Below are 16,516 nucleotides of genomic sequence, written 5' to 3' on the forward strand. Positions count from 1 at the left end.
CGCGTGGCCGTGCGTTCTCAGGGAAATCGACGAATTCGAGGATCGCGATGGATTTCGACGCCGAGCTCATCCGCGAGCTGCAGGTCGACGGCCGGGCCAGCATCCACACGCTGGCAGGCCGCCTCGGACAGTCGCGCTCCGCCGTCTCGACGCGACTTAACGCGATGCTCGCCGACGGCACGGTGCGCGTCGTCGCGGCGGTCGACCCGGTGTTCCTCGGGCAGCACGTGCTCGCCCACGTATCGATTCGCACGCAGGGCGGGGTCGAGCCGGTGGCGCAGCATCTGCGGGGTCTGAGCGAGACGGTGCTGGTCTCGGCGGTCGGCGGCGCGTACGACCTCGTCACCGAGGTACGACTCGGGTCGATGCCGGCGCTTCACGACCTGCTCGCGCAGATCCGGGCGCTCCCCGGCGTCGCCGACATCAACACCCTCATCTACACCGACGTGGTCAAGGGATTCTTCGTGTCGGAGTACCACGGCGACGTCACCATCGACGCGATCGACACCGCGCTCATCGAGCAGCTGCAGCGCGACGGCCGCAAGAGCTACCGCGCGCTCGGCGAGGCCGTGCGGCTCTCCCCGTCGGCCGTCACGACCCGGGTGCAGCGACTCGTCGACGGCGGCGTTATCAAGATCAGCGCCGTCGAGGCGCGCGGGCTCGTGCACCGCCAGCTGTCGATGGGCGTAGGCCTCAACCTGGCCGACGCCGACGATCGCGTGACCGAGGCGCTGCGCACGTGGCGGGGCGTGGACTTCGCCGCGCGCACCCTCGGCCGCTTCGACGTGGTGACGACGCTCGTGGAGCCGTCGGCCGGCGCGCTGTACGCGAGCCTCGAGCGGATCCGAGCGATCCCCGGCGTCTCGGGCGTCGAGGCGTGGTTCCACCTGGCGGTGCTCAAGGAGGACTACGCCCGCACCCTCCGGCCCGCCGGCGGCGGCATCCCGCAGCCGCTCGGCTCGATCACGGGGTGAACCCGCGCTTCACCCCGCGGCGAGCGCGGTGATCAGGGCGTCCTCGACCATCGTCCTCGGCATGCGAGGGACCTCGGTGGCCAGCGTGCCGAAAGTGGCCGGGTCCCAGTCGAGCTCGAGGGCGGCGTTCACCGCGAGGAGCACGTCGGTGAACCGATCCACCGCCGCGAGCGGCAGCATCCCGCTCAGCAGTCGAGCACCCCTGACGGCGCGCTGAGAGGTGCCGATGAGCTTGACGGCGCCGCGCGCATTGAGGCTGAACTCACCGGGGCAGTACTCCCCCGGCACATCGCCGACACGGGCATCGACGCCGAGACCCCGGAGTGAGGCGGCGAGCGCGTCACCCACCTCCCGGAAGAACCGTGCCTGGTCGATCGAGCCTTCGACCTCGCGCGCGACGACGTCGAACACGACGCAACTCTCGTCGTAGGCGACGGCACGCCCGCCGGTCGGGCGGATCGCCGGGGCGAAGCCGCGCTCGGATGCCGCGCGCCGGGCGGTGTCGAATCCCGGCAGCCGGCTCTCGCGGCGGCTCATCGCAACGGTCGGCACGGGCGCATAGACCCGCACCACCCGATGCTGCGCGATGGTCCCGTCGGCGACGGCTCGCAGCAGCTCGACCGACCGCTCGAGGTCGGTGGCAGCATCCGCCCGCTCCTCCTGCCGGATGACGAGCGGCGCCGAAGCGTGGTGCGGGGACATGCGCCCACACTCTCACGCGAGGGGCGGGGCCGGGCGTTCACTCCGGGTCATTGCCGGTGTCCCGCCCGAGGCGGAAAGGCGTCGTGACGCCGTGATACGCGAGGTGGGTCATGAGTCCCTCTGAGGCGTGAGGGAGGTTGTGGCAGTGGTCCATCCAGACGCCGGGGTTGTCGGCGACGAAGGCGACCTCGAACGACTCGCCGTGTGCGACATCGAGGGAGTCCACCCACCACGGGCTGCCCGACGACGGTACGCCGTCACGTGAGAGGACGAGGAGGTGGTGGCCGTGCAGGTGCATCGGATGCGCCTCGCCGCTGCTGTTGGCAATCGTCATGACGACGACATCGCCCTCGTCGACCATGTACATCGGCACCGCGGCCCCCATGCCGCCGTTGATCGTCCACCAGTAGCCGGGGCGACCGTCGAGAAAGCCGGGGAGGCGGCCGATGTCGTAGGCGAAGCGACGATCCGGCGCTTCGGTGTCGAAGTCGACGTCTGCCGGTTCGCCGTAGGACAGCAGGTCGAGATGCTCCCTCGGCGCTGACGTCTCGTCGGCACCGACGCCGTCGGGGCCGATGGTGACCGAGGCCCCCGGCACCTGCACGCGGGCGGCGCCGCTGTCGGGAACGCGCAGCTCGAGGTCGGCACGGCCGCCTGCGGTGATCTGCACGCTGTGATCGTCGACAGGCGTGGGACCGACCAGGTCGTGCCCATCGACCGCCAGCACCCGGAGCGACGAACCGGTCACCCACGCCGACGTGGGCGTGGAGTCGGTGTTCACGAGCCGCACACGGACGATGTCGCCCGGAGCGGCGTCGTGGTGGGAGTCTCCGAGCGCGCCGTCGATCGTGCGCTGCCCGCCCGGGTAGGTGTGGATCGCCGCGACCAGGTCGACGCCGGCAGTGGTCACGGCGGCGGTTGCGGCATCCGTCTCCGGAGCCGGTTCGAGGATCAGCGCGCCGAAGAGGCCGCCGACCACCTGCGGGTGCGACGCCTGGTGCGCGTGGTACCAGAACGTGCCGACCTGCTCGGCGACGAAGCGGTAGGTGAAGCTCTGCCCTGGCATGACGGCGTCCTGCGTGACGCCGGCGACGCCGTCCATCGCGTTGGGGACGTCGACCCCGTGCCAGTGCGCGGTGACGCCGGCGGGCACGTCCTCGTTGCGCAGCACCACCTCGACGAGCTGGCCCTCGGTCGCCCGGATCGTCGGGCCCGGCGTGCTGCCGTTGAGGGTGAAGCCGTCGAACGGCTCCCCGCCGTCGAGGCTCACGCGCTCGGCCCGCGCGGTCAGTTCGACGTGAACGTCGGCGGGCCGATCGGGGTCGGCGATCAGGTCGGGCACGGACGTCTCACCGGTTGCGGGCGCGGCCGCTGTGCCGCCGGCGGCGCCTGCATGGGCGTGCGGCGCGGCGTGGGCTTCGGAGCCGGCACCGCCCCCGAAGTCCGGCACGCCCATGTCGAGCGCCGAGTACGAGCCTGGGAGCACGCTCGCCCACCACATCCAGCCGACGAGCCCGACCGCGACCAGGCCCAGCACAGCGCCGAGCCGGCGGGCGAACCACGCCCACCGGCTCTTCGCTGAGGCGGTTCTAGGCGGAAGCACTGGCGGCAGCGGGCGCGGCGACCGCGTCGGCCTGTGCCGAGACGCGGCGCTTCGAGGCGTTGAGTCCGGCCAGGAGCGCCGCCGTGAACAGCAGCAGCGCGTTCACGCCGTGGAAGAACCCGAGGAGCGGGATGCCGTGACCGAACAGGCCGAGCGTCACCTGGAGGATGACGAGCCCGAACACGACCGCGGCGAACGCGACGCCCCGCCGGATCTTCGCGAAGAACGACACGATCAGCAGGATCAGCGCGAGCGCCGGGATGACGAACATGCCGTTCATGCCGTGGATCATGAAGCCCATCACCTCGGGGAACGGCGGCGGGCCCTCCTGCGCGGACGCGTCGACGACGCCGCCTTCGGCGATATACAGCCCCAGTCCGGCCGACGCCCAGGCGTGCGAAGCGGCCTGCAGCGCGACGAGCGCGCAGATGGCGAATGACAGGATGCGATAGGTGATGCGCATGACAGCTCCTCGGTGTCGGGTTCAACGACACGACAGAGCATCTGGGCCCCCGCCTGATACATCCGCGACGCGACGCGGCTGTCCTTCATCGCCTGCCGCGGTGTGGAGATCAGCGTCGCGCCCAGTGCGGAGGCGGGCCCGCGCTCGGGCGGAGCGGCCTGTAGGTCGTCCATACCGTCCGGTAGCGGAACCCGCCGTACAAGACGGCGGTGGCGACGATGGCGAGACCGACCACGACGCCGACGACGACCGCCGCGATCACGGGCGTCCCGAGAGCCGCGCAGAGACCGCCGACGAACATGCCCCCGACCGACCCGTTGACGAGGATGCTGAGGATCATCGACGAGCCGAGCACCTGTTCCAGCCCGCCGCGGTAGCGAAGGAACGAGTAGGTCACCATGGACCCGAGTTGGTCGTCGCTGGGTGAGGCGAGGAAATAGCGGGCGGCGGTGGGATCGACGTCGGCGTAGGCGCCGCGGATGCGGTTCATCGCGACCACGTACATGAGGTCCTCTTCGGCGACCGTCATCACGCGCATGAGCGTGAGCAGGCCGACGACCGACAGGAACCCGAGGATACCGAGCGCCGCCGCGGGGAACCACGACCCGAACCGCGTCGCCTGCCCCAGCAGGCCGATCGTGACGAGGCCCGCCGAGACGAGCGTGAGATAGATGCTGATCCGCGTGAGCACCTCGCTCTGCGCGGTGCTGCGCGCCGCGAGCAGACCCCAGTGCTCGGTCGCGAGGATCTGCAGCCGGCGCGCGAGCACCGCGTCGCTCTCCGCACCGCCCCCGTCGGCCTCGGTCGCCATGGTTCATGGTCCCACCGAGGCCGAACGGACGGTAGGCGCTCGTGCCCGTCAGGCGGCGGCGCCCTCGGGGTTCTGCGCCCAGAGATCGGGGCCGAAGACCTCGTAGTGGATGCGCTCGCTCGGGATGCCGCGGGCGATCAGCGTCGCGCGGGAGATGCGCATGAACGGCAGCGGGCCGCACATGAACACCGTCGCGCCGTCGGGCAGCTCGACGTCGGCGAGGTCCATGAACCCCTCACGCGCCGGGTGGAGCGTGGGGGCGGTCGCAGCATCCGTCTCGTACCAGTTCTGCGCCTTCGCGTCGTCCATCGCGAGCACCTGGCGGCGCAGCGACGAGTACAGCGCATGCGTGTCGTGCGCGCGGTCGGCGTGGAAGAGGCGCACGGTGCGCTGGGGCTGGCGGCGCGAGAGGTCTTCGAGGATCGCGGCGACCGGCGTGATGCCGATGCCGGCCGACACCAGCACCAGCGGCTGCTCGGAGTCGTCGAGCACCACGTCGCCCGCGGGCTGCGACACGTCGAGCACCGTGCCGGGCTTCGCGTTCTCGAAGAGCCACGTCGACACCTGGCCGTCGGGGGTTTCGCCGACGCCGCGCACGCGCTTGATCGTCACGCGGAGCGAGTCGCCGCGGGGTCCCGACGAGATCGTGTACTGGCGCGGCTGGCGCGAGCCGTCGGGCAGGTCGACGGCGATCGCGACGTACTGCCCGGTGTGATGCGAGGGCACCTCGCCCGCGACCGGCGCGAGCAGGAGAGAGAAGACGTCGTCGGACTCCTCGAACCGCTCGACCACCCGGTACGGGCGCCACGGCTGCTCGGGGTCGGTGCCGCCCTCGGCGTAGAGCTTCGCCTCCTCGGCGATCAGCGACGTCGCGAACAGCCAGTAGACCTCATCCCACGCGGACTTCACCTCGGGGGTCACGGCATCGCCGAGCACGGTCCCGACGGCGCCCAGAAGGTGGTGTCCGACGACCAGGTACGAGCGCGCCTGGATGCCGAGCGAGACGTGCTTGTGGGCGATCCGGCGCATCACCGGGGTGAAGTCGGGGGCGTTCGGGTCGATGAGCTGCACCGCGAAGGCGACGACCGACGCGGCGAGCGCCTTCGGCTGCTCCCCCACCGCCTGGTTCGCGCGGTTGAAGACGCGGAGGAGTTCGGGGTGGGCGGCGAACATCGCCGGGTAGAAGACCTTCGTGATCTCCTCGGCGTGCTCGGCGACGACACCTGCGGTGGCGCGGACGATGGCTTCGGACTCCGGTGAGAGCTGCATGGGGTTCCTTTCTCGGACCGGACGCGACGCCCTCGACTCTCCTCCGTCCCTTCATCACGAGGCGGGCGTTCCACCGGTTTTATCCGGTCGACCTCTCAGCGCGAGCGGAGACGGCCCGCCTACCCTGGAACCATGCCCCGCCGCGCGCACGACTTCCGCGGACTCACCCAGCCCCGCCGCCTGCAGCTGCTGCAGGCCATTCAGCGCGTGCCCGGACGCCGCGCCGGCGAGCTCGCCTCGGAGTCCGGCATCCCGCTGAACACCGTCCGCGACCATCTGCGCGTGCTCGAAGATGAGGGGCTCATCCGCAGCGAGACGGTCCAGGTCGGCGTCCGCGGGCGCCCTCCGGTGGTGTTCCACCCCGTGCGCGAGTCGGCCTCGAGCGACGCGGCGAGCGCGCGCGTCGAGGGCGCCGAGGCGCGAGGACGGATGCTGCGTGCCGTGACCCGCAGCGAGGCTCCGCAGCTTCCCGCCGACGCGGCGCGGCAGCTCGACGTGCTGTACGAGCACCTCGACGACGCCGGGCTCGACCCGGCCGTGGATGAGAAGACGCTGTCGTTCGACCTCGCGCCATGCCGGTACCACGACATGATCGACGAGGATCGCGCCCTGGTGTGCGGCGTGCACGCGCGCCTCGTGCAGGACGTGCTGCTGCACACCGAGGGTCCGCTGGAGCTCGAGCGCCTCGAGCCCTTCGTGACGGCGCACCAGTGCCGGCTGCTGCTCACCGCCCGGCCGGACTAGGGCGCGCAGACCCCCGCGCGGCGAGAAGTCCGGGAGTCTAGGCTGGCGCTGTCGGAGGAGGTTCCCATGACCGTCGACATCGAGGTCGTTCCGCTGGTCAAGCCCGACGACGTGAACGTCATCGTGGGCCAATCGCACTTCATCAAGACCGTCGAGGATCTGCACGAAGCGCTCGCCGGGGTGGGCGGAACGCTGCGGTTCGGGGTCGCGTTCTGCGAGGCATCCGGTGCGCGGCTCGTGCGTCGCACAGGCAACGATGACGACCTCGTCGCGCTCGCCGTCGATGCCGCGCTGGCGATCGGCGCGGGCCACGCGTTCGTGGTCATGCTGCGCGAAGGCTTCCCCGTGAACGTGCTCAACCAGGTGAAGGCCGTCCCCGAGGTCTGCTCCATCTACTGCGCGACCGCGAACCCGGTGCAGATGCTCGTCGCCGTGACCGATGCCGGCCGCGGCGTCGCGGGCGTCATCGACGGTCAGCCGCCCGTCGGCGTCGAGACCGAGCAGGACGTGGCCGACCGCCGCGACCTGCTGCGCGCCATCGGCTACAAGCTCTGACGCGGCGGCGCCGGTGGATCTGCGATCGGCCGGATGCCGCTAGCGTCGAAGGGCGCGGTGATGCGCCGGCCGGGGAGGATCGCAGATGGATCATTTCGACACGATCGTGGTGGGGGCCGGGGTGGCAGGACTCACCGCCGCACGCCTCTTGAGCAGGGCCGGGCGTCGTGTCGTCGTGCTCGAGGCCCGCGACCGCGTGGGCGGCCGCGTCTCGACCGACCGCCACTTCCCGGGCACGGTGACCGACATGGGCGCCTCGTGGATCCACGGCATCACCGACTCCCCCGTCGCCGCGGCGGCGCAGGCGTTCGGCATGCGCACCGTCGAGTTCACCGTCGGCGGCTACCAGCCCGACAGCCGGCCCATCGCGTACTACGGACCCGACGGGAAGCGATTGACGGATGCTGCCACCCGGGCGTACATCGACGACATCCACGCCGTCGACGCCACGCTGCGCGAGGTGGTCGCCGCCTCCGCTCCCGACGCGTCCTACCGTGACGTGACCGACGCCGCGCTCGCCGCCCAGGGATGGGACGCAGAGCGCACGCAGCGCGTGCGCGAGTATCTCGAGCACCGCTCCGAGGAGCAGTACGGCGCCTGGATCGAGGACCTCGCCGCCCACGGGCTCGACGACGACTCCATCGACGGCGACGAGGTCGTGTTCCCCGACGGGTACGACCGCCTGCCGCGGCGGCTGGCCGAGGGTCTCGACATTCGTCTCATCCATGTCGTGTCCGACGTGCAGTGGTCTTCCGAGGGAGTCCTCGTCACGACCGACCACGGGCTGTTCTCCGCCGACACCGCGATCGTCACCGTGCCGGTGGGCGTGCTGCAGTCGGACGACTTCGCCATCGACCCGCCGCTGCCGGAGCCGGTCGCGGGCGCGCTGAGCAGGCTCACGATGAATGCGTTCGAGAAGGTGTTCCTGCGGTTCCCGGCGAAGTTCTGGGACGACGGCGTCTACGCGATCCGCCAGCAGGGACCCGAGAGTCGGTGGTGGCACTCGTGGTATGACCTCACCGCGCTCGACGGCACACCGACGCTGCTGACCTTCGCGGCCGGCCCCGCGGCGGTCGAGACGTGGGACTGGACCGAGGACGAGATCGTCGAGTCGATCCTCGTGCAGCTGCGGCGCCTGTACGGCGACCGTGTCGAGACGCCGACGTACGTGCACGTCACGGACTGGCAGGACGACCCGTGGTCTCACGGGTCGTACGCCTACATGACGGTCGGGTCGACGACGGCCGACCACGACGATCTCGCGACGCCGATCGGCGGCGTGCTCCACCTCGCCGGCGAGGCGACGTGGACCGACGACCCGGCGACCGTGCCCGCGGCGATGCTGTCCGGCCACCGCGCGGCGTCGAGGGTGCTCGGACGCGACATCGCCATCGAGGAGGCCTGGGCCGGCTGACGAGCCCGTCGATCTTGTGGCGGGGTGCGCGGAGTGCGATTCTGCACCTGAGCCCACGAGCGTGGGCCGACCTGGCCGATAGGACGACACCATGGCCGCGTCCAGCCCCGCACCGCACGGGAGCTTCGTGGTCGACCTCGCGCAGCTGTCGGCGGACGACCTCGCGACCGTCGGCGGCAAGGCGGCGAACCTCGGCGAACTGATCCGCGCGGGCTTCGACGTGCCGCCGGGCTTCTGCGTCACGACCGAGGCGTACCGGCGGGCGGTCCGCGGCTCGGCGGTCGAGTCGGGGACGATCACGGATGCCGCGGCCGCGCGTACGGCCGTGCTCGAGGCGCCGTTCCCCTACGAGGTCGCCAGAGCGGTGCGAGATGCGTACGACCGGCTGGAGCCGGGGGCCGGTGCCGTCGCCGTACGATCGTCGGCGACCGCGGAAGACCTGCCAGGCGCGAGCTTCGCCGGGCAGCAGGACAGCTACCTCAACGTGGCCGGCGTCGACGACGTGCTGGATGCGGTTCACCGCTGCTGGGCGTCGCTCTGGACCGACCGCGCGGTCGCCTACCGCACCGCCCAGGGCATCGACGGCGCGGGAGTCGCCCTGGCGGTCGTCGTGCAGCGGATGGTCGACGCCGATTCCGCGGGCGTGCTGTTCACAGCCGACCCGGTGACCGGCCGCCGCCGTCAGGCGGTGCTCGACGCGGCACGCGGTCTCGGCGAGGCCGTCGTGTCGGGCTCGGTCGACCCGGACCACTTCATCATCGACACGGCGACCGGGCGCATCCTCGATCGGCGGCCCCGCGGCGAGGGCGACCAGCCGGCGAGTATCACCGACGCGCAGGTGCGTGCGCTCGCCGCCCTCGGAGACCGCGTGGAGCGCGCGTTCGGCAGCCCGCAGGACATCGAGTGGGCGATCGACGGCGACGAGCACGCCTGGCTCACCCAGTCCCGGCCGGTCACGACGCTGTTCCCCGTGCCCGTTCGCGATACCCGGCTACCCGCCGGCGAGACCCGGGTGTATTTCTGCGTCAGCCTCGCACAAGGGCTCCATCGGCCCATCACGCCGATGGGCGTCGCCGCCTTCCGGGTGATCGGCTCGGGCTTCCTCGACCTCATCGGCCGCCGTCCCGCCCAGATCTCCGACGGACCGGGCGCCTTCGCGATCGGCGGCGACCGCATCTTCCTCGACGCGACTCCCGTCGTGCGATCGGCCGTCGGCCGTGAGATCTTCCCGCGGGCGCTGGACGTGATGGAAGCGCGCTCCGCCGTTGTTGTGAGAGGGCTGTTCGACGACCCGCGATTCTCGGTGCTCCCCCGGTCGCGGCGACGCTTCGCGCGCGGCTTCCTGCACCTTGCCGCGCGCATCCGACTGCCGTTGCTCCTCGGACAGGCGTTCTTCAGCCCAGCGGCCGCCCAGCGGCGGGTGCAGCGGCTTGCCGCCGAGGTACGCGCGCGGGACCTCCCCGCCGGCGGCGACATCCCGACCCGCGTCGACGGCGTCGTCGATCTGCTCTTCCGCACGATGCCCCTGGCGCCCCGGAGCCTGCCCGGCGCCGTCGTCGGATTCGGGATGCTCGGGCTCGCCGGCCGGCTGCTGCGCGGCTCGACGCAGCCGGGAGATCTGCAGACCGTGCTCCGCAGCGTGCCCGACAACGTCACCACGCAGATGGATCTCGAACTGTGGGACGTCGCCGTGCGCGCGCGGCGCGACGCCGAGTCCGCGGCGGCGCTGCGCACCCGCGACGCCGAGGACCTCGCCGATGCCTATCTGGCGGGCGCGCTGCCCGCCGTCCTGCAGCGCGCGATGGCGAACTTCCTCGCGCGCTACGGGCACCGGGCCGTCGCCGAGATCGACCTCGGCATGCCGCGATGGGCCGAAGACCCCGCGCACCTCTTCGGCGTGCTGTCGGGATACCTCCGCCTCGACACGGATGCGGCGACCCCCGCGCAGCACTTCGCGGCCGGCGCTCGCGACGCCGAGGCGATGATCGACACCCTCGTCGGTCGCGCGCGTGAGCGCAGCCGGCTTCGCGCCGCCGCCGTCGAGTTCTCCCTTCGACGTGCTCGCGCGCTCGTCGGCATGCGCGAGATGCCGAAGTTCCTCATGATCATCGCGATGCGCCGGGCGCGCGCGGAGCTGGTCGCCATCGGCGTCGAGCTCGCCGCCGCGGGTCGGGTCGCGGATCCCGCCGACGTGTTCTTCCTCGACTTCGACGACACGAAGCGCGCGGCGGCGGGAGCCGACATGCGCGCGACGGTCCGCGAGCGCAGAGATCGGTACGACGCCGAGCTCCGCCGTCGACATGTGCCGCGCATGCTGCTCTCCGACGGCACGGAACCGGAGGCCGTCGGCGCCGCCTCGGCCGCTGATCAGCCCGGGGCGCTGCGAGGCACCCCGGCGTCGGCCGGGACCGTCACCGCGCCCGCGCGCGTCATCCTCGACCCCGTCGGGGCGCGCCTCGAACCCGGCGAGATTCTCGTCGCCCCCTCGACCGATCCAGGCTGGACCCCGCTGTTCCTCACCGCGGGCGGACTCGTCATGGAGATGGGCGGCGCGAACAGCCACGGCGCCGTCGTCGCGCGGGAGTACGGCATCCCCGCGGTCGTCGGTGTGCCGCACGCGACCGAGACGATCACGACGGGGGTCGACGTGACCGTCGACGGGGCATCGGGCGTGGTGACCGTGCCGCTGTCCGAGGCCTGACAGCGCCCTCCATGTTCTTGGATCCGGTCCATGAATACCGGGAGAACTGTTACGCCCGCGCATTGACACACACCTCGAGATCGGCTTAGTTAGGCAAGGCAACCCTAACTGAAGGAGCTCTCCCCCGTGCTCGACCTGCTCACGCGCCCCAACGCCGACGCTTACCGCGACCTCATCGCACAGACCTCGGCGCAGGTCGCCGACCGGTTCGAGACGACGACGCAACCGTTCTCGGGCGCCTCGCGCGCCGAGTTGCAGCGGCTCGTCGACGACGTCCCCCTCGACGGCGGCGGCGTGGGATCCTCGCAGGCCGTCCGCGAGATCGATCAGCTGTTCCTCGAGCACGCCGTGTGGTTCCACCACCCCGCCTACGCGGCGCACCTCAACTGCCCGGTCGCTCTGCCCGCCGTCGCGGCCGAGACCGTGCTCGCGGCCGTCAACACCTCGGTCGACACGTACGACCAGTCCGCTGTCGGCACGCTCATGGAACGGCGCCTCATCGGGTGGGCCGCGGACCGCGTGGGCTTCACGCACGGCGGCGGTGTCTTCACCTCGGGCGGCACGCAGTCCAACCTCCACGCCCTGCTGTTGGCCCGCGAGGCGGCGCTGGCTTCCACTCCCCTGCCGCGCCCGCGCGCGCTCGCCCGGCTTGTGGTCTTCGCGACGGCATCGAGCCACTTCAGCGTCGGCAAGTCCGCGCTCCTGCTGGGGCTCGCCGACGATGCGGTCATCGAGGTCGCCGACGACGGGGAGGGACGGATGGATGCCGCGGCCCTGGCGATCGCGCTGCGCGATGCCGCAGCATCCGGTCGTCTTCCGATGGCCGTCGTCGCGACCGCCGGCACCACCGACCGCGGCGTGATCGACCCGGTCGCGGCGATCGCGGACGTCTGCGAGGAGCACGGCGTGTGGCTGCACGTGGACGCGGCGTACGGCTGCGGGCTGCTCGTGTCGCCGCGCCGCCGGCACCTGCTCGCGGGCGTGGAGCGCGCGCGGTCGATCACCGTCGACTTCCACAAGAGCTTCTTCCAGCCGGTGTCGTCGAGCGCCATCCTCGTGCGCGAGCCGCGCGACCTCGCCGCAGGCACCTGGCACGCGGACTACCTCAATCCGCTCGAGAACGACGAGCCGAATCAGGTCGACGTGTCGTTGCAGACCACGCGCCGCTTCGACGCGCTGAAGCTGTGGGTCACGCTGCGCGCGCTCGGTGCCGACCGGATCGGCGAGATGTTCGATACGGTCATCGACCTCGCGGGGGCGGTGGGCGATGAGATCGCCGCAGATCCCGAGCTCGAGCTCGTCGGCCGGACGCAGCTCAGCACCGTGCTGTTCCGCGTGCGCCCCGAGGGCGTCGACGACACCACGCGGGATGCGCTCGTGGCCGGCGTGCGCCGCGTGCTGTTCGAGTCGGGCCGGGCGCTCGTCGCGAAGACCGTGATCGACGGGCGACCGTGCCTCAAGCTGACGCTGCTCAATCCCGAGACCACGCTCGACGACATCCGTCTGATCCTCGGGATGGTGAAGGATGCCGCGACCACCCTCGCCGGCATCGCGCCCGAGCTCGATGAGGCTCTTGCGGGAGCGGAGGCATCGGCATGAGCGCGCACGTGCACGACCTCGTCGGCGTCGGGATCGGACCATTCAACCTCGGGCTGGCGTGCCTCGCCGAGCCGACGGGGCTCGACGCGGTGTTCCTCGACCGCGCCGACGGGTTCCGCTGGCACCACGGCATGATGATCGAGGGCGCCACGATCCAGGTGCCGTTCCTCGCCGACCTCGTGACGATGGCAGACCCGACGTCGCCGTTCTCGTTCGTGAACTGGCTGAAGCAGACGGGGCGCTTGTACCCGTTCTACATCCGCGAGAGCTTCTACGCGCTGCGCACCGAGTACGACGCGTACTGCCGGTGGGCGGCCGCTCAGCTGCCGAACCTGCGCTGGAACCACGAGGTGATCGCCGTCGAGCACGACCCCGCCGACGACACCTACGTCGTGCGCGCCATGCGCACCGACACCGGTGATGTGAGCGAGCTGCGCGCGCGGCACGTCGTGCTCGGCGTAGGAACCCAGCCCGTCATCCCGCCGCCCCTCCGCGGGCTCGACGGCCCGGTGATCCACAGTTCGGAGTACCTCGACCAGCGCGAGGCCTTGCGGGCGTCGGGTTCCATCACGGTGGTCGGAAGCGGCCAGTCCGCCGCCGAGATCTACCGCGACCTGCTGGATGGCGCGCGGGACGGCGGCTACCGGCTCGACTGGATCACACGGTCGCCGCGGTTCTTCCCGATGGAGTACACGAAGCTCACGCTCGAGATGACGTCGCCGGAGTACACCGATCATTTCCACGCACTGCCGATCGGAATCCGTCAGCACCTCGGACGCGAGCAGCGGAGCCTGTACAAGGGCATCTCGGCCGACCTCATCGACGACATCTACGACACCCTCTACCGGCTGAGCGCCGACGGCCCGGTGCCGACCACGCTCTTGACCGACACCGAGGTGACGTCAGCCGAATGGGACGGTTCGCGGTACCGGCTGCGGCTGCGCCATGCGCACGTCGACCGCGAGCACATGCGCGACAGCGCGTCGCTCGTGCTCGCCACCGGCTACGCCGCGCAGACGCCGCCCTTCCTGGCGCCGATTGCCGACCGCCTCGACCACGACGTGCTCGGCCGCCTCGCGGTGGCGCGCGACTACAGCGTCGACGGCGGCCGCGGCCGCGTGTTCGTGCAGAACGGCGAGGAGCACACGCACGGCCTCACGGCCCCCGACCTCGGCTTCGGCGCGTGGCGCAACTCGTCGATCCTCGCCTCGATCACCGGCCGCGAGGTCTACCCGATCGAGCGGCGCATCGCCTTCCAGGATTTCGGTGTTCCGGCCGACGCTCCCGCCACGGTCGGGGCGGCCCGATGACATTCGCGACCTCGATCGTCCCCGCCGACCCGCAGCGCGACGCCCCCGTGCTGCAGCCCTGGCTCGCCGACCCCCACGCCGCGTTCTGGGGCATGGGCGATCACGACGTCGACGCCGTGCGCGACTACCTGGCGAGCGTCGTCACGGACCCGCGCCAGGATGCCTGGCTCGGCCTGGTCGACGGGGTCCCGACCTTCTTCGCCGAGACGTACGACCCGGCGCAGGTGCTGCTGCGCGGCATCCATGATGCCCTTCCGGGCGATCTCGGCATGCACGTGCTCATCGCGCCGCCCGGAGGCGAACCCCGGCACGGCCTCACCGACGCCGTCTTCGCCACGGTCATGACCTGGTGCTTCGACGTGCTCGGCGCCCAGCGCGTCGTCGTCGAGCCCGACGCCCGCAACGACCGCATCCGGCGCAAGAACCTCCGCGCCGGCTTCACCGAGCTCCGCTACGTCGCGATCCACGAAGGAGACCACACCAAGACCGCGGTCCTCTCCGTCTGCGCGCGCGACGACTTCGCCCGCTCCGAACTCGCCGCCGTCGCGGCGCCCGCACTCGCACGAACAGGGATCTCCGCATGACCGCCCCCGCCGCCCACCTCTCCCCCGCGCATCTCGCCGCTGCCCAGCGCCACCTCGTCGCCAAGGCGATCGCCGAATTCAGCCACGAGCGCCTGCTGTGTCCCGAAGCCGTCGCCGGCAGCTGGCGCATCACCGTGCCGGACGCCGACGTGCAGTACCGGTTCGAGGCGGTCCGCACCGAGCTCGAGCACTGGGTGATCGACGAGTCGAGCGTGCGCCGGTTCGTCGCCGGCGACCCCGCCGACCTCGACGCGCAGGCGCTCATCATCGAACTGCAGCCGGTCCTGGGTCTGTCCGACCAGCTGCTGCCGATCTACCTCGAAGAGATCGCGTCCACCCTGGCGAGCGCGGCGTTCAAGCTCGCCCAGGGCGGACCCTCTGCCGACGACCTGCTCGAGGCCGACTTCCAGACCATCGAGTCCGCCATGACCGAGGGGCACCCCGGTTTCGTGGCCAACAACGGGCGCATCGGGTTCGGCGTCTCGGCGCACGCCGCTTACTCCCCCGAAGCCGGTCGTCCGTTCCGCATGGTCTGGCTCGCCGCGCGGCGGTCGAAATCCCATCTGGCGCTCGGCGCCGGCCCGGACGAGGCATCCCTCCTCTCCGGCGAGCTCTCGCCCGCCGAGCACGCGCGGTTCGCCGAGCGGCTGACCGCGCTCGGCGAGGACCCCGCCGACTACCACCTGCTGCCGGTGCACCCGTGGCAGTGGGAGAACCGCATCGCGATCACGTTCGCGCCCGACATCGCGCGCCGCGATCTCGTGCTGATCGGCGAGAGCGACGACGAGTACCGCGCGCAGCAGTCGGTGCGCACGATGTTCAACGCGACGCACCCCGAGCGCCACTACGTCAAGACGGCGCTGGCGGTGCAGAACATGGGGTTCCTGCGCGGGCTGTCGCCCGCCTACATGCGCGTGACGCCCGCCATCAACGACTGGGTCGCCGAGCTCGTCGCCGGTGACGCCACACTGCGGGAATCGGGCTTCCGCGTGCTGCGCGAGCGGGCGTCGATCGGGTACACCGGCGACGCGTACCATCGCACGCCGGCGCCGTCGGCGCACCGCAAGATGCTCGCGGCGCTCTGGCGCGAGAGCCCCGTGCCGCTCATCGCGCCGGGCGAGCGGCTCGCGACCATGGCGTCGCTGCTGCACCGCGACGCGAGCGGGCGCTCGTACGCCACCGCGCTGGTGCGGGCGTCGGGGGTCGAGGCGACGACGTGGGTGCGCGCGTACCTGCGGGCTTACCTGCGCCCGCTCGTACACTGCCTGCTCGCGCACGATCTCGCGTTCATGCCGCACGGCGAGAACCTCATCCTCATTCTCGAAGACCATGTGCCGACCGGCGTGTTCATGAAGGACATCGGCGAGGAGGTCGCGCTGCTCGCCGACCGAGCCGTGCCGCAGGACGTGCGTCGCGTCATCTCGCCGGTCGACGACGAGGAGAAGGCGCTCGCGATCTTCACCGACGTGTTCGACGGCGTGCTGCGCCACCTCGCCGGCATCCTCCATGCCGACGGAACGCTGCCCGAGAGCGGGTTCTGGCGGATCGCCGCCGAGATCATCGACGAGCACGAGGCGCAGCATCCGTCTCTCGACTCCCGCGTGGATCTGCGCGCCGACGCGTTCGCGCACTCGTGCCTGAACCGCCTGCAGCTGCGCAACACGCTGCAGATGGTGGACCTCGCGAACCAGTCGGCGTCGCTGATGTACGCGGGGACGCTGGCGAACCCTGTCGCGCGCTCGCGCGTCGGGTCGACCTCGTCGCGGGAGCCTGTGGGAGTCTGACGC

The 16,516-nt window shown here is 71.5% G+C and carries 14 protein-coding genes; 9 read left to right on the forward strand and 5 right to left on the reverse strand.

The annotated features are described in order from the left end of the window. The first annotated feature begins 47 nt into the window (after positions 1 to 47). The gene (locus ACFC1K_RS16125) at positions 48 to 974 is read left to right on the forward strand and encodes an Lrp/AsnC family transcriptional regulator (RefSeq protein ID WP_375872362.1); all 927 of its coding nucleotides are present in this window, start codon (positions 48 to 50) and stop codon (positions 972 to 974) included. Positions 975 to 983: 9 nt separating this feature from the next. Here ACFC1K_RS16125 and ACFC1K_RS16130 read toward each other — a convergent pair whose 3' ends face one another. From ACFC1K_RS16130 to ACFC1K_RS16150, 5 genes are all read right to left on the reverse strand, one after another. Then, positions 984 to 1,676: a biotin/lipoate A/B protein ligase family protein gene (locus ACFC1K_RS16130; protein ID WP_375872363.1), complete on the reverse strand. Its 693-nt coding sequence runs from the start codon at positions 1,674 to 1,676 to the stop codon at positions 984 to 986. A 37-nt stretch (positions 1,677 to 1,713) separates the two neighbouring features. Further along, complete coding sequence (locus ACFC1K_RS16135; protein WP_375872364.1) at positions 1,714 to 3,213, reverse strand: multicopper oxidase family protein; 1,500 nt, start codon at positions 3,211 to 3,213, stop codon at positions 1,714 to 1,716. A gap of 52 nt (positions 3,214 to 3,265) precedes the next feature. Further along, entirely contained in the window at positions 3,266 to 3,742 is a 477-nt protein-coding gene (locus ACFC1K_RS16140; protein WP_375872365.1) for a hypothetical protein, read from the reverse strand. Positions 3,743 to 3,851: 109 nt separating this feature from the next. After that, positions 3,852 to 4,553: a hypothetical protein gene (locus tag ACFC1K_RS16145; RefSeq protein ID WP_375872366.1), complete on the reverse strand. Its 702-nt coding sequence runs from the start codon at positions 4,551 to 4,553 to the stop codon at positions 3,852 to 3,854. A gap of 48 nt (positions 4,554 to 4,601) precedes the next feature. After that, on the reverse strand, positions 4,602 to 5,822 hold the full coding sequence (locus tag ACFC1K_RS16150) for a globin domain-containing protein (RefSeq protein WP_310290158.1): 1,221 nt from the start codon (positions 5,820 to 5,822) through the stop codon (positions 4,602 to 4,604). A 132-nt stretch (positions 5,823 to 5,954) separates the two neighbouring features. Between ACFC1K_RS16150 and ACFC1K_RS16155 the strand changes: the two genes are divergently transcribed. The 8 genes from ACFC1K_RS16155 (at position 5,955) to ACFC1K_RS16190 (ending at position 16,513) form a co-directional block, all read left to right on the forward strand. After that, positions 5,955 to 6,566: a helix-turn-helix domain-containing protein gene (locus tag ACFC1K_RS16155; RefSeq protein WP_375872367.1), complete on the forward strand. Its 612-nt coding sequence runs from the start codon at positions 5,955 to 5,957 to the stop codon at positions 6,564 to 6,566. Positions 6,567 to 6,632: 66 nt separating this feature from the next. Then, positions 6,633 to 7,121 carry an adenosine-specific kinase gene (locus ACFC1K_RS16160; RefSeq protein ID WP_375872368.1) on the forward strand — a complete coding sequence of 163 codons (489 nt, stop codon included), beginning with the start codon at positions 6,633 to 6,635 and terminating at the stop codon, positions 7,119 to 7,121. 85 nt (positions 7,122 to 7,206) lie between these two features. Then, a complete protein-coding gene (locus tag ACFC1K_RS16165) occupies positions 7,207 to 8,535 on the forward strand; it encodes a flavin monoamine oxidase family protein (RefSeq protein WP_375872369.1) in 1,329 nt (442 codons plus the stop codon). 91 nt (positions 8,536 to 8,626) lie between these two features. Continuing rightward, positions 8,627 to 11,236: a PEP/pyruvate-binding domain-containing protein gene (locus ACFC1K_RS16170; RefSeq protein WP_375872370.1), complete on the forward strand. Its 2,610-nt coding sequence runs from the start codon at positions 8,627 to 8,629 to the stop codon at positions 11,234 to 11,236. Positions 11,237 to 11,362: 126 nt separating this feature from the next. Next, positions 11,363 to 12,835 (forward strand): pyridoxal phosphate-dependent decarboxylase family protein, encoded by a 1,473-nt coding sequence (locus ACFC1K_RS16175; protein ID WP_375872371.1) that lies wholly within the window; start codon positions 11,363 to 11,365, stop codon positions 12,833 to 12,835. Continuing rightward, on the forward strand, positions 12,832 to 14,145 hold the full coding sequence (locus ACFC1K_RS16180) for a lysine N(6)-hydroxylase/L-ornithine N(5)-oxygenase family protein (protein WP_375872372.1): 1,314 nt from the start codon (positions 12,832 to 12,834) through the stop codon (positions 14,143 to 14,145). Before ACFC1K_RS16175 ends, ACFC1K_RS16180 begins: the two co-directional genes overlap by 4 nt. Next, the gene (locus ACFC1K_RS16185; protein WP_375872373.1) at positions 14,142 to 14,729 is read left to right on the forward strand and encodes a GNAT family N-acetyltransferase; all 588 of its coding nucleotides are present in this window, start codon (positions 14,142 to 14,144) and stop codon (positions 14,727 to 14,729) included. The genes ACFC1K_RS16180 and ACFC1K_RS16185 overlap by 4 nt, the downstream gene beginning before the upstream one ends. Continuing rightward, the gene (locus ACFC1K_RS16190) at positions 14,726 to 16,513 is read left to right on the forward strand and encodes an IucA/IucC family protein (RefSeq protein ID WP_375872374.1); all 1,788 of its coding nucleotides are present in this window, start codon (positions 14,726 to 14,728) and stop codon (positions 16,511 to 16,513) included. The genes ACFC1K_RS16185 and ACFC1K_RS16190 overlap by 4 nt, the downstream gene beginning before the upstream one ends. Positions 16,514 to 16,516: the final 3 nt, after the last annotated feature.

It is taken from the genome of Microbacterium sp. NPDC056057 (assembly GCF_042266945.1).
Classification (GTDB): Bacteria; Actinomycetota; Actinomycetes; order Actinomycetales; family Microbacteriaceae; genus Microbacterium; species Microbacterium trichothecenolyticum_C.